Annotated in this window: 13 protein-coding genes; all 13 read left to right on the top strand. The window is 49.7% G+C overall.

What is annotated here, in order from left to right; translation table 11 throughout:
- Positions 1–81: 81 nt before the first annotated feature.
- The 13 genes from addB (at position 82) to yqfD (ending at position 19,931) form a co-directional block, all read left to right on the top strand.
- The gene (addB, locus tag MHB49_RS24790; RefSeq protein ID WP_405153355.1) at positions 82–3,585 is read left to right on the top strand and encodes a helicase-exonuclease AddAB subunit AddB; all 3,504 of its coding nucleotides are present in this window, start codon (positions 82–84) and stop codon (positions 3,583–3,585) included.
- Complete coding sequence (gene addA / locus MHB49_RS24785) at positions 3,582–7,883, top strand: helicase-exonuclease AddAB subunit AddA (RefSeq protein WP_405153354.1); 4,302 nt, start codon at positions 3,582–3,584, stop codon at positions 7,881–7,883. Before addB ends, addA begins: the two co-directional genes overlap by 4 nt.
- Before the next feature lie 71 nt (positions 7,884–7,954).
- Positions 7,955–9,139 (top strand): exonuclease SbcCD subunit D, encoded by a 1,185-nt coding sequence (locus tag MHB49_RS24780; protein ID WP_405153353.1) that lies wholly within the window; start codon positions 7,955–7,957, stop codon positions 9,137–9,139.
- Positions 9,136–12,555, top strand: coding sequence for an SbcC/MukB-like Walker B domain-containing protein (locus MHB49_RS24775; protein WP_405153352.1), 3,420 nt, complete (start codon positions 9,136–9,138; stop codon positions 12,553–12,555). The genes MHB49_RS24780 and MHB49_RS24775 overlap by 4 nt, the downstream gene beginning before the upstream one ends.
- A 460-nt stretch (positions 12,556–13,015) precedes the next feature.
- A complete protein-coding gene (locus MHB49_RS24770) occupies positions 13,016–13,393 on the top strand; it encodes a hypothetical protein (protein WP_405153351.1) in 378 nt (125 codons plus the stop codon).
- A gap of 213 nt (positions 13,394–13,606) precedes the next feature.
- Positions 13,607–13,966 (top strand): histidine triad nucleotide-binding protein, encoded by a 360-nt coding sequence (locus MHB49_RS24765; protein ID WP_090998086.1) that lies wholly within the window; start codon positions 13,607–13,609, stop codon positions 13,964–13,966.
- Positions 13,967–14,155: 189 nt separating this feature from the next.
- The gene (gene rpsU / locus MHB49_RS24760; protein WP_005547957.1) at positions 14,156–14,329 is read left to right on the top strand and encodes a 30S ribosomal protein S21; all 174 of its coding nucleotides are present in this window, start codon (positions 14,156–14,158) and stop codon (positions 14,327–14,329) included.
- Between the two features lie 15 nt (positions 14,330–14,344).
- Complete coding sequence (locus MHB49_RS24755) at positions 14,345–14,788, top strand: GatB/YqeY domain-containing protein (protein ID WP_062326501.1); 444 nt, start codon at positions 14,345–14,347, stop codon at positions 14,786–14,788.
- A 359-nt stretch (positions 14,789–15,147) separates the two neighbouring features.
- Positions 15,148–16,461, top strand: a complete 1,314-nt coding sequence (locus MHB49_RS24750) for an NfeD family protein (RefSeq protein ID WP_405157234.1) — start codon at positions 15,148–15,150, stop codon at positions 16,459–16,461.
- Positions 16,462–16,631: 170 nt separating this feature from the next.
- Positions 16,632–17,642: a flotillin-like protein FloA gene (floA, locus tag MHB49_RS24745; protein ID WP_405153350.1), complete on the top strand. Its 1,011-nt coding sequence runs from the start codon at positions 16,632–16,634 to the stop codon at positions 17,640–17,642.
- A 13-nt stretch (positions 17,643–17,655) separates the two neighbouring features.
- Entirely contained in the window at positions 17,656–18,276 is a 621-nt protein-coding gene (locus MHB49_RS24740; RefSeq protein WP_405153349.1) for a hypothetical protein, read from the top strand.
- A 171-nt stretch (positions 18,277–18,447) separates the two neighbouring features.
- The gene (gene yqfC / locus MHB49_RS24735) at positions 18,448–18,741 is read left to right on the top strand and encodes a sporulation protein YqfC (protein WP_247898565.1); all 294 of its coding nucleotides are present in this window, start codon (positions 18,448–18,450) and stop codon (positions 18,739–18,741) included.
- Positions 18,738–19,931, top strand: a complete 1,194-nt coding sequence (gene yqfD / locus MHB49_RS24730; RefSeq protein WP_247898564.1) for a sporulation protein YqfD — start codon at positions 18,738–18,740, stop codon at positions 19,929–19,931. Before yqfC ends, yqfD begins: the two co-directional genes overlap by 4 nt.
- Positions 19,932–19,934: the final 3 nt, after the last annotated feature.

The raw sequence follows: 19,934 nt of genomic DNA, 5'->3' as shown, positions 1-19,934 counted from the left end.
GGCAAACGTATGTTCCGAACCAAGTCAGATATGTTATACTGGGAATTAAAATCTTGTTCGTGATGATTTGGAGGATTAAACATGTCTGTACGCTTTATTATTGGCCGGGCAGGCAGCGGTAAGAGTGCGCTGATTACCCGGGAAATCACAACCCTGCTTCAAAAGGAACCGCAAGGTAAACCACTGATTCTGCTCGTCCCGGAACAGAGTTCGTTTCGAACCGAACAGTCACTGGTTTCTTCAGGTGCTATTAAAGGTACCATGCGTGCTGAAGTGCTTGGTTTTCGCCGATTGGCCTATCGGGTAATGCAGGAGGCAGGTGGTTCTGCTCGTATTCCCATTGGAGCTGAAGGCAAAAAAATGCTGCTCTACAAAGTGCTCCAGCGTCGTAAGGAAGAATTGAAGCTGTTTGGAGCATCGGGCAGTCAGCTGGGATTTATAGGGGACTTAAATGATTTATACAGTGAGTTTAAACGTTATGAGCTTGACCCTACTTCACTGGAAGAAGGACTTTCCGCATGGAATACATCTTCTTCTGCACCGATTCTGGGAGACAAGCTGCATGACTTGCTACTTATATACCGTGACTATGAAAAGGAATTAACCGAACTATATATCGATGATGAAGACACGTTGACTGAACTGACAGAGCGATTACCAGAGAGCACAATGCTGCAAGATGCACAGATCTGGATTGATGGATTTCAGGGATTTACCCCACAGGAAATGAGTGTCATTGGAAGACTGATGCTGCAAGCTTCTTCCGTTACAATTGCATTGACATTGGATCGTGCTTACGATCACGGCGCACTTCCTGGAGAATTGGAGCTGTTCCATCCCACAGCGACTGCATACGCACGTCTCAAAGGCATGGCTGAAGATCTGGGAGTTCTTAATGAAACAACCGTGCTTCAACCGGAAGTTTTGCCAAGATATGAAGGCAGTCCTGGGCCGGCGCATTTGGAGGCTGGCTTTGATCGCAGAGTTCGCTGGAAGAGTGAGGGACGTGATGCAGGTGTCAGGCTTTATGCAGCTGAGAACCGGCGGGCTGAGATGGAAGGAGCACTTCGTGAGATGCGTCGTCTGGCGCAAGCTGAAGGTGCGCGTTATCGAGATATGGCAGTGCTTGTTCGTCAGTTGGATACATATGCCGACATTGCTGAGCCCCTGTTCAGGGACTATGGCGTGCCTGTCTTTCTGGATCGGAGAAGAAATGAACTACATCATCCATTATCGGAATTTATTCGTTCAGCACTCGATATCGTTCGCCGCCGCTGGCGTTATGAGGATGTATTTCGCTGCGTGAAAACGGATCTGCTGCTTCCACGGGACGGTTCCATCACGCGTGAAGATATGGACCAACTCGAAAATTATATTTTGGCTTGCGGAATTCACGGATACCGCTGGACAGATGGCAAGCCATGGAAGTATGTACCCAGCCTGTCCCTGGAAGACAACGATCAGGATGTCCGCAGCCGGGGCCGGGAACAAATGCTGTACTTAATGGAAAAATGCCGAACGGTGATTGTTGATCCACTGGGTGCTTTTGAGAAACGAATGAGCAAGGCAAAGACAGCTAAAGACCAATGTGCGGCGCTTTACAGGTTGCTGGAAGATGCCGAGATTCCCTGGAAGCTGGATCAGATGTCTGCAGAAGCCAAGGCCCAGGGTGACCCGGAACGGTCGAGAGAGCATCGTCAAATGTGGGGTGCTGTCCTAGATCTATTAGATCAGATGGTTGATATGATGGGGGCCGAACGGCTGGATATCGATCTGTTTGCCGGGCTAATGGAGACCGGATTAACCGAACTTAAGCTGGGACTTGTTCCTCCAGCGCTTGATCAAGTGTTGGTTGGATCGATGGATCGTACACGTCTTCAGGGTATCAAGTACGTATTTATTCTGGGTGCAGTAGATGGTGAACTGCCTGCTGTGCCTCAGGATGATGGCGTATTAACGGAGCAGGAACGGCTGTTATTGACAGAGAGAGGACTGGGGCTTGGGCCGGGAGCCACAAGACAAATGCTGGACGAACGCTTCTTGATATACACCGCCCTGACCGCGGCGAGCCAGCAGTTGTGGCTGAGTTATCCTGTCGCAGATGATGAAGGGAAAACACTACTGCCCTCGGAAATTGTACGACATGTACGGAAGATGTTTGGTCTGCATGAGCAGCCATTACTTGCCCAGCCACCGGTTACGGATGATAAAGAGGTACACTGGTCTTATGTTAACCATCCTAGTCAGAGCCTCTCTTATCTCATCGGACAATTGCGCAGATGGCGTCGTGGAGAAGATATTCCTGAAATGTGGTGGGCGATCTATAACTGGCATGTCTCTCAGGAGATGAGCAGACCTCGGCTGGAGCAATTGCTTGGATCTGTCTTTTATCGCAATCGGGCGTTACCTCTTCGTACCGCTACGAGTCGTAGATTATATGGTACAGAGGTAAGGACGAGTGTCTCCCGAATGGAGCGTTTTGTAGCGTGTGCGTTCTCCCATTTTGCTTCCCATGGGCTGCGACTGAAAGAGCGCCAGTTGTACCGCTTGCAAGCTCCTGATATTGGACAATTGTTCCATGCTGCCTTGAGTCAGCTTGCCATACGTTTGCGTGAGCAGAATCGCAGCTGGGGCAGTCTGTCTCCAGATGAATGTCGCAAGGAAGCGGAGCACACTGTGGAGCAGATTGCACCACAGTTGCAGGGAGAGATTTTGCTTAGCACGAAACGGTATGGTTACATCTTCCGGAAGCTGAAGGATATCGTTAGCCGGGCGTCGGTTATTCTGGGTGAACAGTCCAGACGGGGAAGCTTTGAGCCAATTGGATTAGAGCTTGATTTTGGACCAGGCAAACCCCTGCCGCCGCTGCGTTTTGAATTGGAAAATGGCTGTGTGATGGAGATCGTGGGTCGGATCGACCGTGTGGATGTGGCAGAAGGAGAGAACGGCCTATTGCTGCGAGTCATTGATTATAAATCGAGTCAAACCGATCTCAAACTGCATGAAGTGTATTATGGCCTGTCATTACAGATGCTCACGTACCTGGAGGTGCTGCTTAGCTCTGCCGAGGAGTGGCTTGGAGAATCGGCGATGCCTGGAGGAACACTCTATTTCCATGTGCATAATCCGTTGCTTCAATCCGCAAATGGCATGACTTCTGAGCAGGCAGGACAAGAACTGCTGAAACGATTCAAAATGAAGGGCTTGCTGCTGGCGGACCGGGATGCGATCGCTCAAATGGACAATACCCTGGACAAAGGCTATTCAGCCATTATTCCGGTTGCACTTAAGGCAGATGGCAGCTTTTATAGCAGTGCTGCTGTAGCTACCCCTGAGCAATGGGATACCTTGCTGGCTTCCGTTCGCAGCAATATACGTGAGATTGGCACACGGATTACGGATGGGGATGTGGCGATTGAACCTTACCGTATCCAGCAGGAGGTTGCATGCACCTTCTGTCCTTACAAGCCAGTCTGTCAATTTGATGAAAATATCGAAGGTAATGAATATAATCTGTTGTCCAAACCGGGCAAACAGCAAATCTGGGACATGCTGTCTCACGGCAAGGGAGGGGAAACATCATGACGAATATGCCAAAACCGGAGGGGAGCTTCTGGAGTGATGACCAATGGAGTGCCATCTCACAGAGTGGGGAAGACATCCTGGTTGCTGCAGCAGCAGGTTCCGGTAAGACGGCTGTATTGGTTGAACGGATTATTCGCAAGATCGCAGACCCTTCCCGCGGATTCAGCGTAGATCGTTTGCTAGTCGCTACATTTACGAAAGCTGCTGCGGCCGAGATGAAGCAGCGGATTCGAGAAGCACTGGAACGTGCACTTGAAGAACAGCCTGCTGAAGAACATCTACGCAAACAACTGTCATTGCTTGGGCGTGCATCTATTACGACACTGCATTCATTCTGTATGGAGGTCATTCGACGATATTATCAGCAAATACCGCTAAACCCGGCCTTCCGTATTTTGAACGAGAATGAAGCTGAGATCATGCGCCAGGAATTGTTGGAACAGTTGTTTGAAGAAAAGTATGGAGAAGAAGACGAAGGCAGTACATTCCGTGAATTGGTGGATTGGTTCAGTGGGGAACGAAACGATGATGCGATGCATCGACTTGTGCAGCGTTTGTATGATTTCTCACGCAGTCATTCCTGGCCGGATCATTGGCTTTCGGAAATGGCATCTGCTTTTCAGGTAGAAAGTGTCGAGGCACTTGGACATTCTGCATGGGTTCAGAGTATTTTGCGTGATGCGGCTCTTGCCCTGAGTGGTGCTGCTGGTTTGCTGCGTCAAGGGATCAGCATATCGATGCAGCCGGAAGGTCCGAAACCTTATGCAGATACGTTAAAAGAAGATTTGGTGATGGTAGAGGAGCTTCTGTCAGCTGTTGAGGTGATGCCTTGGGAAAGATTGCCCGAAGTATTTCAGCCAGCAGCTTTTGGCAAGCTGAAACCTTGTAAAAAGGACCAGACGGACCCGGGGTTGCAAGAACAGGTTAAGGAACTGCGCGAGGCTGCGAAAAAAGCCGTTACAGACCTGAAAGGGTCGTTGTTTGGCAGAAGTGCTTTTTCTTTCTGGCAGGAGCTCGAGCAGGCGGCACCACTAATGCAAGAGTTGTCCAAGCTGGTCAGTGCATTTGGAGAGCGATATCGACAGGCCAAGCAGGAGCGCGGTCAGGTCGATTTCAATGACCTGGAGCATTATTGTCTTCATATTTTGCGCCATGAGGATTCTACGCCTGAACTGTCCATGCCATCGGATGCAGCAATGGAATACCGGGCACGTTTCGATGAAGTGCTGCTGGATGAATATCAGGATACCAATACGGTACAGGAAGATATCGTCAGACTGATTTCCAGAGAAAATCCAGGAAACCGATTCATGGTTGGTGATGTAAAACAGAGTATTTACCGTTTTCGACTGGCTGAACCCGGTCTGTTCCTGAACAAGTACCGTCAATACGCAGCGAATTCGGACATGGATGGGGATGGAGAAAGTGGGTCGTTGCATGCAGGAAGACGTATTGATCTTGCGCGTAACTTCCGCAGTCGTGCAGAAGTAGTCCATTCGGTCAATATGTTATTCAAGCAGCTTATGAATGAAGGGGTAGCCGAGATTGCCTATGATGAGCGGGCTCAGCTCGCTTATGGGGCTACTTTCCCGGCAGAGACGCTTGGAGATGAGGCTTACACACCTGAACTCATGCTGATCGATCGTCAAGGCGGAGGACCTGATCTCACGGAAAATACGGACGAGAATGGGGATGCGCTGCCTTCTGCCGAGCTGGAGAGTGCCGAGCTCGAAACCGCTCAGCTGGAGGCCCGGGCCATGGCTCGCCGTATTCGTGAAATGGTCGGGGATACGGATAAACCAGCCCTCAATGTTTATGATAAAGCTCTTCAAACCATGCGCCCTGCGCGTTACGGAGACATTGTTATTTTGCTGCGTTCTGCCCTGATGTGGGCACCACTCATGATTGAGGAATTCAGACAGCAGGGTATTCCAGCCGGAGGGGAGCAGAGCAAAGGGTATTTTCAGGCAACGGAAGTGGAAGTAATGTTGTCCTTGCTGCAGATTGTGGATAATCCAAGGCAGGATATACCGCTTGCTTCCGTGCTTCGTTCGCCGATTGTTGGACTGGATGAAGAGGAACTGGCTCAGATTCGCCTTGGCGACAAAAGACAGTCTTTCTACGATGCTGTTGTATCAGCTGCAGGAGCATTCACTGGTTCGTTGAAGGTTCTCGGGCATGGTGAGCCAGCTTCGAATCATGATTCATCTGCAATCCAGCTGCAATGGCCGGAAGTCTGGTCAGAGCTTGAACAGGGGCAACTGGAATCGGCGGTATCCGCCGAAGCAGAGGTTATCGAACCTGTACATGCAGAGACAGATGAGGTTATGGGTGCTCGTACAGATGCAAGTATGGATGGACGTATTAGCGAGGATGCGGATAGGAGAGACGCTACCGGCACAGAGCTGCAACAAAAGTTAATTCGTTTTATGCGTCAGTTAGAACAGTGGCGGCTTGAAGCCAGACAAGGCAGCTTGAGCGAACTCATTTGGCGCATGTATCGGGAAACGGGTTATCTGGACTGGGTTGGCGGCCTACCTGGAGGCATGCAGCGTCAAAGTAACCTGAAGGCCTTATATGATCGCGCGCGGCAATATGAGCAGGCAACGGCCAATCGTGGATTGTTCCGCTTCCTGACCTACGTGTCCAGACTGCGTGAGAACGGGGGAGATCTAGGGACTGTAGCAGGTGGTTCTGGTGAGCAGGACAATGCTGTACGCATCATGACGATTCACCGGAGTAAGGGCTTGGAATTCCCGATTGTTTTTGTCGGGGGCATATCCAAAATGTTCAATCAGCAGGATCTGAATTCGCCGTTTCTGATGCATAAGGAGCTGGGGTTTGGCCCGAGGTTTGTAGATCGTGAGAATCGGGTTGCCTATCCAACCTTGGCGAATCTGGCGATTCGTCGTCGTGCCCAGTTTGAGCTGCTTGCCGAAGAGATGCGGGTGCTCTATGTGGCTCTGACCCGTCCAAAAGAGAAAATGATTCTGGTTGGAACGGTGAAAGATGTTGTTAAAAAGGCAGTGGCCTGGTCTCAGATTAAGGACAGTCCGGAACGGGTATTGCCTGACTATCTGCTTGCAGCCGGACGGAGTTATCTGGACTGGATCGGTCCATCCCTGATGAGACATCCAGACGCTGCTTTGCTGCGTGAACTTGCGGGAGGCGCTGATTCATATGCTGCCTGTCTTGTGGATGATGAATCACGCTGGGGCATTTCCGTCATTTCTGCTGATCAAGTATCCCGGGAGGTATTTGTGCATCAGACGCTTGGTGAAGAAGACGGCATGACAGAAGTGCGGAAACATCGAATTGCTGCCCTAAAAGCAGTTCAGCCTGTGGAGCTGTTTCCTTTCTCAACTGAAGAAGAGATGATCGACGATACACAAGATGCAACACCACGAGACATCGGTGAGGAAAATGTAATGACAATAGGGGAGCAAGAGGGTGTACAGCTGCTTCGTGAAGTGGATAAACGGCTCTCATGGACATATCCTCATCAAGCAGCAACGCAATTGGCTGCCAGCACATCGGTTACCGAGCTGAAAACATTGCTAGCCATGCAAGAGCATCAGTCGTTACGGTTGATGGAGGAAGTTGAAGAACAATCTGAGGTTTTCGTGGAGTCGGAGAACGGTGGAATGATGGATGGAGAATCGTCCTTTAAATTGCATCTGCGTCGGCCCAAATTCATGGAGGAGAAACAATTGACCGGAGCCGAGCGGGGGACGGTGTATCATACGTTGATGCAGCATCTTCCTGTAGATGGCTCACCCGTTAATTCGCAAACTGTTGAGCAGACACTTTTGCGGTTAGTCGAGCTTCAGATTTTACTCCGCCATCAGGTAGAGGTTATTGATTCTGACCAACTGGCTGGATTTTTCAGTACAGAGCCTGGGACAGAATTGCTGCGTGCGGAGTGGGTGAAACGGGAGATTCCATTTATTTATGGACTTCCGGCACATCATTCTCCTGCCGAATGGCTTCATAGTCTGTCACCAGATGCAGGTATGCAAACGTTGGAGGAAGACGGTAAGATGCAGGCATCACTAGAAAATGAGACGGTGCTGGTACAGGGGATTATTGACTGCCTGTATGAGGTGGATGGCGAGCTTGTTTTGCTTGATTACAAGACAGATCGGGTGTTGGAGCATCGCGGCGGGCTGGACAAACTGACGGAAAACTATCGTTTCCAGCTGGAACTGTATAGCCGGGCTATTGAAGATATTCTGGGTCGGAAAGTCGACCGGAAGTGGCTGTACTTTTTTGATGGCGGACATGCTGTCAAACTATAAAGTGAAATTTTAAAACGGCCGGATGGAATTTGTATCATTGGATTTTGCATGAGAGAGGGGTTGAACGGACGATGCGTATTTTGCACACAGGGGACTGGCATCTGGGGAAAACGCTGGAGGGACGGAGCCGGCTGCGAGAGCAGGAGGATTTTGTGGATGAGCTTGTCAGGCTCGCGGATGAGCAGCAGGCAGATGCCATATTGATGGCTGGAGACGTGTATGATTCTGTAAATCCGCCTGCATCGGCGGAACAGCTTTTTTATGAGGCTGCGGCGCGTCTGACGGAACAAGGGAGACCTCTTGTGGTGATTGCGGGAAACCATGATCAGCCGGAGCGAGTGGCTTCGGTGACCCCGCTTGTGAACAGACAGGGAATCACACTTGTAGGTATGCCTACTTCAGAAGCAGTTACGATCCATGCCAAGCGAACTGGAGAGACTGCGCAGATTGCTGCATTGCCATATCCCTCGGAAGCGCGACTGAACGAACTGCTTACAACGGATGGGGACGAGAATGTGCTTCGCCAGGCTTACAGTCGCCGGGTCGGCATGTTAATGCAGCGTCTGGCTGCTTCTTTTCGTCCGGATACGGTAAATTTGGCGATGAGTCATATTTATGTTCTGGGCGGAGTGGAGAGTGATTCGGAACGTCCCATTCAGGTCGGGGGCGCCTATACGGTTGACCCTTCTGCATTGTCAATAGGTGCGCAATATACAGCACTGGGGCATCTCCATCGTGCGCAGGCAGTTAAAGGGGACGGTGTGATTCGGTATAGTGGCTCTCCACTGGCCTACAGTTTCTCCGAAGCGGGGCAGAGCAAGTCCGTCACCATGGTTGATCTGGCACCAGGGGGAGCCGCAAACGTGGAAGAAGTGCTGTTGACCTCCGGACGTCCGCTTGTGCGCTGGAAGGCGCGCGGCGGTCTGGCCGAGGTTTATCGGTGGCTGGATGAAGGGCGTGATCCTCGGGCTTTTATTGATATGGAAGTATGGCTGGATGACGCCATGTCTCTGAAAGAGATCCAGCAGCTCCGTAAGTCGCATGACGGGATCATCCATATCCGTCCGGTGTATCCCGAGATGGCAGCCGCAGGACTTTTGGAGCAAAGATCCGAGCTTCCCGTACATGAGCTTTTCCGCAAATTTTATCAGCGTCAGACAGGTGGGGCATTACCTGAAGACAGTCTGGTTCAACTTTTCCTGGAACTTGTCGATGAGGACGAGCCGGGTGTGCGTCAGGAGGTCGAGGGAAATTGAAGCCGATTTTATTGAAAGTTGCAGGTCTGCAAAGTTATCGGGAGACTCAGGAGATTGATTTTACTGTATTGACGGAAACGGGACTGTTCGGCATTTTTGGTCCTACAGGCAGTGGAAAATCTTCTTTGCTCGACGCGATTACGCTGGCCATGTACGGAAAAGTGGAACGTGCGGTTAATGGTACGCAGGGAATCATGAACCATGCTGAGGATTCGTTGTCCGTTGCTTTTACATTTGAACTTGTTTCGGCAGAAGGCACCAGAAGATTTCGGGTGGAACGACGCTTCAAACGAAACAATGAGGTATCGGTGAGCAATACCATCAGCAAATTCATTGAGACCGTTAACGGAGAGGAACAGGTGCTGGCTGATAAACTGGCAGACGTGAACCGATGTGTTGAAGATGTCATTGGGTTGAAAATGGATGATTTTACGCGAGCAGTTGTGCTTCCACAAGGTAAATTTGCTGAGTTTCTGTCGCTGAAAGGCAGTGAACGACGCCAGATGCTGCAACGCTTATTCCATCTGGAGAAGTATGGAGATCAGCTTGCCATCAAGCTCAGCCGGCGGGTGAAGGACAATGATATGGTTCATCAGTCACTGGCTGCGGAGCAGCAGGGGCTTGGAAATGCCAGCAAAGAGACTTTGGCGGAAACGGAGCTTCTTCTTCAAGCTGCTGTGAAACAGTCTGAATTGTCACGCAAAACGCTTGATGAAGCGATGAAGGAAGCCGAGCAGCTCGGTAAAGTCCGTGAGTTAAGCCAGGAACGCCAGGCTCGTATGGAGGAACACGAAAAGCTGAAAGCACGTGCACCACAGATCGAAGCTGGGGAACAACGGCTGAAACTGGCCGGGGCGGCAGACGCGATCCTCCCTTCATTGCAGACGATGCGTGACGCGGCAGCACAGCAGAAGTTGCGTGAGGATGCAGCCGGCATTGCTCACCAGCAAGCGGTGGAACATGAACGGCTGTCTGTACTGGAAGCCGAGAAAGCCGAGAAGGCCCGTGTACAGATGGCTGAGGAAGAACCCAAGCTGCTGCTTCGACTGGAACAGCTGGAACAGGCCAAGGAGCTACAGCGGGAACGAGACGGGCTCCGGGAGGAGCGTACCCGTCTTAAGCAGCTTTTGGACAAAGGGCAGGCTGAGCAGAGTGTCATCGGACAACAGCTGGAGAAGGAGAAAGAACTACAGCAGCGTGGCCGCAAACGGCGGGAAGAATTACAGGAAAGCCTCAAGCCGAATGAAGTGAAGTCCGAAGAACGCAGACAGCTGCAGGCCGCACTTGAATTGAAGCATCGATTGGATACTGCGGCGGAGCAATTGCGCCAGAACAAGGCTGAAATGGAAGCCTATAAGCAGTCGACAGAACAGGGGGCAGACAGGCTGAAGCTGGCTGCCCAAGAAGAGAGCCGTCTAAGTGAACAGCGTCAGCAGTTGATCGAACAGGCGGCAACGGGTCTTGAGGCCTTGCTTGCCTGTGAGCAGGACATTGGCCGCGAACAGAGCCTGCTGGCCGGGGCGGAGGAGCAGCTGCGCGGATCCATGCGTGAGCAGGAGATGCACCGGCTCTCCTCCGCCTTGCGCGCCGAGCTGCGCGACGGCGAGCCATGCCCGGTGTGCGGCTCCGCACACCACCCGCTCCCGGCTGCGCCGCCGGGAGAAAGTCCGCTCGCAGGCGATGCGGACCTGGAACTGCTGCGCAGCCTGCACGCGGAGCTGCAGGAGCTGCGCTTTGGGCTGCGCCAGCAGCTGCACGAACGTCGCAGCCTGCTGACGCAGCTTGGCGCTTCGGCCGGTGAAGCCCCGGCCGAAGCCGAGGCCGCGCCTGCGGCAGCGGAGCCGGAGCCCGCTGGGTCGCCCGTACACGGGCGCTCCCCGGCGGACTGGGCGGAGCGTGCCGCCGCGCTGCGCGAAGCCGCGCAGGCGCTGGCCGCTGCCGCAGCGCCGCTGCAAGCAGAAGCCGCCGCGTTGCAGCAGGCGGCTGTGGGCGCGCAGCAGCGCCGCATGGAAGCGGCTGCTGCGCAGGAGGCCGGCCAAGCCGGACTCGCCCAGGCGGAGCGCCGGTTGGCCGAGAGTGAGGCCGCCGCAGCTGCATTGCACGGCCGCTGGGCCGCGGAACTGCCAGGCATCGCCCAAGAGCAGGCCATGGCCCTTCATCAGGCGATGCAGGAGCGCGACGCGCGCGCAGAGGACATCAAGGAACGGTTAAATAAGAGCGTGACGTTCCTTGAAGAAAAGGAACAGCTGGTGCAGTCCCTCCAGCAGAAGTTGGTTGAATTGGACAAACAGCTGATTCAATGGCAGACGGAATGGCAAGGAAACAGCAAACAGCTTGCTGAGAAGGAAGAACGTCTGCACCAATGGGTTGGCGAGCAACGTGTCGAGGATTTGATTGCTGCGGCCCAGACTCGACTGAATGGGCTGCGGAAGGTTGCTGCTGATTCAGTACAGCGTTTCAAGGAAGCGGATGCGTTAAAGCAGGAATCAGCCAAGAAGGATGTCATGGCACATCAAGCCGCAGCCTCGGCAGCAGAGCATCTGCAGCAGGCACAGGAACGCTGGAAGCAATTGCTGGATCAATCGCCATTTGAATCGGAGAATGCTGTTGTGGAGGCAGCCATCCCTTCCCAAGAAGCGGAGCGGCTGGCCGCAGAAATTCAGCACCATCGGGAGCGTGATCGTGAACTTGTTTCTCAACTGCGTGAGCTGGAACAAAAACTGGGCGGAGCCGTTGTATCCGAAGAACAATGGTTGGCATGCACAGAACGGCTGCAGTTGTCTCGTGCAGAGGATGAAGCGGCTCTTAGAGCCAAGGCGCGGGCAGAACGGGATTTGGAGGATTTGCAGCAGCGGCATGTCCGCTGGACCGAGCTGGAGAACAAACGGGTGGAAGTAAGCCGACAGGGTGAGATGCTTAGCAAGCTGCAAGCAGCTTTCAGAGGTAATGCGTTTGTCGAGTATATTGCAGAAGAACAGCTGATGCAGGTTAGTCAGGCCGCTTCACAGCGCCTGCGCTTCCTGACCAAACAACGTTATTCACTTGAGGTGGATTCGGGTGGTGGCTTTGTCATCTGTGATGATGCAAACGGTGGGGTTAAACGACCTGTATCCACCCTGTCCGGTGGGGAGACCTTCCTGACCTCGTTGTCACTCGCCTTGGCATTATCTGCCCAAATTCAGCTGCGTGGCCAGTATCCGCTGCAATTCTTCTTCCTGGACGAAGGGTTCGGTACACTGGACCCTGAACTGTTGGATACGGTCATTACATCGCTGGAAAAATTGCATGATGACCGCCTTGCTGTCGGCATCATTAGCCACGTTCCGGAGCTGAGAGCACGCTTGCCACGCAAACTTGTAGTTATTCCAGCGGGCGAAGCCGGGGCTGGCTCTCGCGTAGTATTGGAAACATTATAGGAACCTGAACACAGAACACATACGATTGAATGAGTTCCAATTAATATTGATTATTCTCATAATCCAATCTTTAAAGTTTATTTCTAAGGAAATGTCTTATTGATTGATTTATTAATTGAGTGTTATTGGTTTGAATCTCATTATATACTCGTTGTGAAAGTTGAGTGAGATAGCTCACAGATACAGGTTCATCCTGTTGTTATAATACAGTTAAGCCGACAAACTTTATGTTAAGTACCCCGGCGGACGTCTGATCAGGAATCTTCCTGGATAGACGTCCGCAATTGCAGGCTTCCACATGGAAGCTGCAACGGGGTGCTTCTTTTTTTATTTTTCAGCGTTTACTCCTCCTTCACAGGTGCATCATGTACACGACTTTACTTAGAAACGGCCATAATCCTGAAACTCTTGTGATTCATATAGTGTCATTTCGCCCAGATCTGAATACCATGAAAGGGTGATGAAGAGCAGAACAGATCAGGGAGGCGATTGGAAAGTGGAAAAGATGGAAGCGAAGAAACTGTGTAAGGAACACATGCATCGCTATGTGTGTGTACAAATGCATGATGGTGCCCATTATGATGGCATTGTGGAGAATGTAGATGATGACATGATTTATCTGGCTGTTCCCGTAGGACATGACGCCATGGTTAATCACGGAAACTATGGTCCCAATATGATGCCAGTTCCTTATCCCGCTCATGAACGTGGATTTTTCCCAGGATATGGATACCCATATTATCCATACCCATATTACGGTTACGGCCGCAGACGTTTCAATAGGCTGATACTTCCTCTGTTTGGCCTCGCTGCCATATCTTTATTGCCTTATTATTAACAAAGTTTCGTGATGGAGTAATGCGTGTAATGCAAATATGACCTTTTTCATCTTTGGTGTACGCTCAGTAGTTCACTAAGATGTAAAAGGTTTTTCTGTCTATTATTGTGATTATAAATAAGATAACTGAACAGGTTGAATTGGACGTCCCTTTTCAGTTCCGGTATGATAGAAGGGTATACATAATTTTAAATTCAAAGGAGGGTATGAACAATGGATTGCTTGTTTTGCAAAATTGTAGAGGGCAGCATTCCCTCCAATAAGGTACTGGAGAATGACCATGTCATCGTCTTTCATGACATCCAGCCCGCTGCACCGACCCATGTGCTCGTTATTCCCAAGAAACATATTGCTTCCATGAATGAAGTAACGACAGAAGACTTACCGTTGATCGGTGAGATTCATTTGGCTGCGCAGGAAGCGGCCAAGCGTCTTGGAGTGGAAGAAACAGGGTATCGACTGATTAATAACTGCGGCAAGGACGGGGAACAAACCGTACATCATCTGCATTATCATTTGCTTGGCGGTACCCGACTTGGCGTGTTGACCAGCTTGTCCGACTCACATAAATAAATGAGCGATGTTACTTTAGTTCAGGACTTGTCCATAATGCATGAAAAAGCATGAATATGAGGTTGAAGTTCACATAAAATAAATGATCATTACGTTAAGGTTGACACCTTTATTACCTTTCGCCTATAATGAAAGGTGATGAACCGTGTTATTGCTCTTGGACGGTCTGGTCGGAGGGAGGGAAAACTGGTGTCTGAAACTAAAGTTCGCAAAAACGAGACTATTGATGCTGCACTTCGTCGGTTTAAACGTTCCATCGCAAAAGATGGCGTATTGGCTGAGGTGAAGAAACGTAAGCATTATGAGAAGCCAAGCGTAAAGCGCAAGAAAAAGTCCGAGGCTGCTCGTAAGAGAAAGTTTTAGGAGGATTTTAACTACATGAATCTTAGCGAACGATTGAACGAAGATATGAAGCAAGCGATGAAGAGCAAGGACAAGTTCAAGCTCTCCAACATTCGGTTGATTCGTTCGACGATCAAGAATCTTGAAATAGATTTGAAAAGAGATTTGGATGATAACGAAGTGCTTGATATTCTGAGTCGTGAAATCAAACAGCGCAAAGATGCCCTCCAAGAATTTGACAAAGCGGGCCGTGAAGACCTCGCGGCAAATGCAAAAGCGGAAATTGAAATACTCAGTCAGTACCTTCCCGCACAGCTTACCGAAGAAGAAATTAAAGTTATTGTACAGCAGACCATCCAGGAAACCGGTGCTTCTTCGAAAGCCGAGATGGGGAAAGTCATGTCTGCCCTTATGCCGAAAGTCAAAGGCAAAGCGGACGGCAAACTGGTAAATCAAGCAGTTCAACAATTTCTGCAATAAAGCAAATCAATAAACACCTCCTGACTTGTTAGGGGGTGTTTTTTCCGTTTTGCATCAATTTTTACATCGTTTGATACGGTAATCAGTGTTTCTGATAGAAAATTGAAGGATGATGCTGAGACATACTTTTCTTTAAGATAATTCACAAATATTGCTTTTAAATGGATAATATATATTATTATGGTTTTATAATGTTGCAATTGCTTCTGAATTCAAATATAATTTTAAGATTTTGAAACGAAATGTTGCATTGTACGTAATAAATACCATAAGCTGGACAGTATAACATTAATGGAAAAGGGGGGACTATTGTGAAGGGAAAGCGCCGGAAGAAGCTTACGGGGCCATTGTTGCTCTTGATGCTGCTGACGCTGCTGCTTCCTGTCTGGATTGGGTCACCGTCAGCGCATGCAGCTGAGAAAAGTGGCGCCGTATATATCATTCCGGTGGATAAACCAATCGAGCAGGGGCTTGGCAAGTTTATGGAACGTGGCTTCAAGGAAGCAGAAGAAATGAATGCTGGCCTGATCGTTCTGGATATTAATACGCCGGGAGGCCGTGTCGACACGGCAGAGGAATTAGGTAACCTGATTAAGGAAAGTCCTGTTGAAACCGTTGCATTCGTTCGTGGAGATGCTGCATCGGCCGGAAGTTTCCTGGCTTTGAATGCAGATAAGATCGTAATGTCGCCAGGTAGCATGATCGGTGCGGCAGCGATGGTGGACAGCACGGGTAAACATGTGGACGATCCGAAGCTGGTTGCGTTCTGGAAGAGCAAAATGCAGGGAGCGGCTGAGAAAAGTGGCCGTAACGGCAAAATTGCAGCTGGAATGACAGATGTTAACATGGTCGTGGAAATGCCAGAGATTAATAAAACCAAAGAAAAAGGTGAAATTATTGCTCTCTCGGCCGAGGAAGCGCTGAAAGTGGGCTTTGCGGACCATATCAGCAGCACGCCGGAAGAAGCTGCAGCCTGGCTAGGATACAATCAGGATGATGTGTTCACTGTTCAGAGAACTGCTGCAGAGAATATATCTACATTTCTGACCAATCCTGTCGTCATGACGATACTGCTATTTCTCGGAATAGCTGGTGTGATCATTGAGTTGATTGTGCCTGGATTTGGAGTTCCTGGTATTGTTGGTATCGTCTGCTTTGTGCTTTATTTCTCAGGGAATTATATTGCCGGTTTTGCCGGAGCGGAGACATGGGTATTATTCACGGTTGGACTCATCATGATGATTCTGGAGATGTTTATCCCAAGTATGGGCATTCTGGGAATTTTGGGATCGATTGCGCTTGTGGCTGGTGTTGTGCGAGCTGCTTATGATACAAGTGATGCATTCATATCGTTGGGGATTGCTTTTGGTGCAGCTCTGGTGGTTATTGCAATCGTCGTTATTCTCTTTAAGGATCGAGGCATATGGAACCGATTCATATTAAGCGACAGATTGTCTGCTGACCGTGGTTACTCTTCTGCGACAGAACGGAAAGAGTTGATCGGTCTGCAAGGGATCAGTTTGACTCCGCTTCGTCCATCGGGAACAGCGATGTTTAACGGAGAGCGGGTCGATGTGGTCTCTGATGGAGATTTCATTCCAATTGATACTCCGATTATTGTGATTAAAGCGGAAGGTTCCCGGATTGTCGTTCAACAGGCATTGCCGGTGTAACCCCAACCCGCTCTGTTGCCGGAGCTGAATAAGGCTTCGGCAGTGTACATAACCATTCTGCGGAAGCTGCGGGTGGAGTGGTGTAAATCAATGAACAGCAGCGAAGTTCCACCATATGGTCTGTTAATATTTTTTTACAAAATTAAATTGCAAACGGAGGAATTTTGACTATGGAACCAACCATGATTACGGTTTTGCTTATTGCGGTAGTTGCAATTATCGTATTGAGCGTATTCTTCAGCTTTTTCCCGGTAATGCTCTGGATCTCGGCAATTGCATCCGGTGTACGTGTTAGTATTATTACGCTGGTAGCGATGAGACTCAGACGTGTAACGCCTAGCCGGATCGTAAATCCTATGATCAAAGCAACCAAAGCAGGTCTACAATTATCGATGAACCAACTTGAGAGTCACTTTCTTGCTGGTGGTAACGTGGACCGTGTCGTAAATGCTCTGATTGCTGCTCAGCGTGCAAATATTCCCCTCGAATTTGAACGTGCTGCTGCGATTGACCTTGCGGGTCGGGACGTATTGCAAGCTGTTCAAATGAGTGTTAACCCTCGCGTAATTGAAACGCCTGTAGTATCTGCTGTAGCCAAAGATGGTATTGAAGTCAACGTACGAGCAAGAATTACAGTGCGTGCCAACATTGATCGACTTGTTGGTGGTGCGGGTGAAGAGACGATCATTGCCCGGGTTGGTGAAGGTATTGTAAGTACAAACGGTTCAGCGGACTCCCACAAAGAAGTCTTGGAAAATCCGGATTTGATCTCCCGTACTGTCTTGTCCAAAGGACTGGATTCCGGGACTGCTTTTGAAATCCTGTCCATTGATATTGCGGACGTGGACGTAGGTAAGAACATTGGTGCATTTCTACAAACCGAGCAGGCAGAAGCTGACAAGCGGATCGCTCAAGCAAAAGCAGAAGAGCGTCGTGCAATGGCCGTAGCTCAAGAACAAGAGATGAAAGCGCGCGTTGTAGAAATGAGAGCGCGTGTTGTTGAGTCAGAATCCGCAGTCCCACTTGCAATGGCAGAGGCTCTGCGCAGTGGTAAAATCGGAGTTATGGATTACATGAACCTTAAAAATATTGAAGCTGATACGCAAATGCGTAACACACTGGGAAAACCTGCTGAGGGCTCGAATTCTAACGATCAGGGTGATTCCAAAAACGGAAGATAGGCGGTGAGTATATATGGGCCTATTCGAATGGATTTTTAATAATCTGTATATCGTGGCTGTCATCGGTTTTGCGCTCTTTTCTTTTCTGGGAAAAGCAGCTAAATCAGCTGACCCAAACAAAAAGCGTCAGCACAACGGAATGCCAACCTTTGGAGGCAATGGTGACTCCGATCAGTCCGACCGTTCACCTGCGCAGACATCTCCGAAGCAAACGGCCAGGACTGAGATGGCTGCTGGTGAAACTCGCTATGATGAACCGTATGAGAACCAGTACGATGAACCGTATGAGAACCAGTATGATGAAGGTCGTTATGATCAGCCGTATTCTGGACCTGACACTTCCTCAAAACCTTCAGATGAAGTGGGCAGCCGAAACTTTAGTGGCGATATGGAACGTTCGCTTGACCAACAAAAGAAAGAATTCGAAAGGCAACAACGCTTGATTCAAGAAAGGCTGAATCGGTTTTCTTCTGCAAACAAACCGGTTGTGTCTGATTCCAGTTGGGATGAAGTAACAAGTGAGTTAGAGCCGTCCCAGCTTCGACGAGAAGACATTCGTACGGGTGTGTTGTGGGCAGAAGTGCTCGGTTCCCCGCGCTCCAAACAGCCGTTTGGGACACGAGGAAAATTGTAACTTCATACTGTCTTAATAAGTTGAAAGCCGTCTCTGGTGAGCATAAATCCAGACGACGGCTTTTTTCTGTCTGGCTTCTTTTTATTTTCGCATCTAACACGGTCCGTAGTTTTCATAATTTCAGGAATCTGCGCATAAGTTGAACTGTAGAGGAAGGGGGAAGACCTTCGAATGACCCGGATCAGCCGCAAGCTGCGCAGATGGACCAGTGAAGTTCTGGATCTGCCGCAGGACGTGCTTTACGATATGCCACGGTTAACCCTGATCGGCACAAAGCAATTGTATATAGAGAATCATCGTGGTGTCATTCATTTTACACCGGACCGCATCGTTCTGGCTCTCTCACAGGGTCAGCTGGAGATCAAAGGAACTGATTTGATGATTCGCAATATTTTGCCGGATGAAGTGGCTGTTGAAGGAACAATTCTGGATATTCATATGAATGGAGCGGAGGGGAACGGATGAAGCAGCCCAGTCTATATAAACTGCGCGGAGCAGTCCGAATCACGGTCACTGGGGGTGATATTGAAGCATTGATCAACACGGTGGCAGAGCAGGGACTGGAGGTATGGGACCTGCGGGCCTATGATGGACGCAAGGCAGAAATGAATATTCTGCTGCCGCATTTTTTTAGGCTGCGTCCTTTGCTGAAACGGACAGGCTGCCGGGTAAAGGTGACACACCGGAGTGGCTTTCCCTTTTTTGCAGCCCGTTTATTGAGAAGAAAGTTCTTTCTGGGCGGCATGCTGTTTTTTATAGCAGCTCTGTTTGCGTTGTCATCCATGGTTTGGAATGTAGAAGTCAAAGGCAATGTGACGATTCCCACGGATGAAGTGCTCGCTGCAGCAAAGAAAGAAGGAATATACCCCTTTCAATGGGCATTTAGAATGCAAAGTCAGGACAAGCTATCCAGACAGCTTGCATTGGCTCTGCCGGATGTAACCTGGATTGGGGTGAGCAAAGAAGGGACAACCATTACCATCCAGGTTGTGGAGTCAGCCCAGCCCAAGCGTGAACCGCTGCTGAATCCTAGACATCTGATCAGTAAAGCAGACGCTGTAATCACTCAAATATACGCGGAGCAGGGGCGTCCTGTCGTGCAGAAGGACATGCGTGTCAAGAAGGGACAGGTACTGATATCAGGTATTTTGGGAGATGAAGAGAATACAAAGACCATTGTAGCCAAAGGAGAAGTGCGGGGACTGGTGTGGCGTGAATATCAGGTCGAAGTCCCTCTTGTCCAGAAACATAATACGATGACCGGAGAGAGCAAGGAACGCTTTTACATTGTGCTGGGTAAATGGGCGATACAACTCTGGGGATACGGTAATACGCCTTTCACTTCATTCGCTACCGAAAGTGATCACAAACCGTTGACTTGGAGATCCTTCACACTTCCCATGGGATGGCTGACAGAGAAAGATTTGGAAACCCATGAACAAGAGGAACAACACACGATTGAATGGGCTAGAACAAAAGGATTGGAAGGAGCAAGAAACGATATTATTGCGAAAAATGGTAAAGGAACGAAAATTCTAAGTGAAAAAATTTTGCATGAGAAGAAAGAGAATGGTAAAGTTTATATGAAAGTATTATTTGAAGTTGAAGAAAGCATTGCGGAAGAACTTCCGTTAGTCCATAGTCAAGGAGAATGAGGC

Origin of the sequence: Paenibacillus sp. FSL K6-0108, assembly GCF_045040695.1 — a bacterium.
Classification (GTDB): Bacteria; Bacillota; Bacilli; order Paenibacillales; family Paenibacillaceae; genus Paenibacillus; species Paenibacillus pabuli_B.
The sequence above is the reverse complement of the archived record's forward strand: the minus strand, read 5'-3'. Positions and strand labels throughout refer to the sequence as shown.

Coding starts and splice junctions, on each gene's coding strand:
- addB (WP_405153355.1), top strand. CDS start 82: ATGTCTGTACGCTTTATTATTGGCCGGGCAGGCAGCGGTAAGAGTGCG.
- addA (WP_405153354.1), top strand. CDS start 3,582: ATGACGAATATGCCAAAACCGGAGGGGAGCTTCTGGAGTGATGACCAA.
- MHB49_RS24780 (WP_405153353.1), top strand. CDS start 7,955: ATGCGTATTTTGCACACAGGGGACTGGCATCTGGGGAAAACGCTGGAG.
- MHB49_RS24770 (WP_405153351.1), top strand. CDS start 13,016: ATGAAGAGCAGAACAGATCAGGGAGGCGATTGGAAAGTGGAAAAGATG.
- MHB49_RS24765 (WP_090998086.1), top strand. CDS start 13,607: ATGGATTGCTTGTTTTGCAAAATTGTAGAGGGCAGCATTCCCTCCAAT.
- MHB49_RS24755 (WP_062326501.1), top strand. CDS start 14,345: ATGAATCTTAGCGAACGATTGAACGAAGATATGAAGCAAGCGATGAAG.
- MHB49_RS24750 (WP_405157234.1), top strand. CDS start 15,148: ATGCTGCTGACGCTGCTGCTTCCTGTCTGGATTGGGTCACCGTCAGCG.
- floA (WP_405153350.1), top strand. CDS start 16,632: ATGGAACCAACCATGATTACGGTTTTGCTTATTGCGGTAGTTGCAATT.
- MHB49_RS24740 (WP_405153349.1), top strand. CDS start 17,656: ATGGGCCTATTCGAATGGATTTTTAATAATCTGTATATCGTGGCTGTC.
- yqfC (WP_247898565.1), top strand. CDS start 18,448: ATGACCCGGATCAGCCGCAAGCTGCGCAGATGGACCAGTGAAGTTCTG.
- yqfD (WP_247898564.1), top strand. CDS start 18,738: ATGAAGCAGCCCAGTCTATATAAACTGCGCGGAGCAGTCCGAATCACG.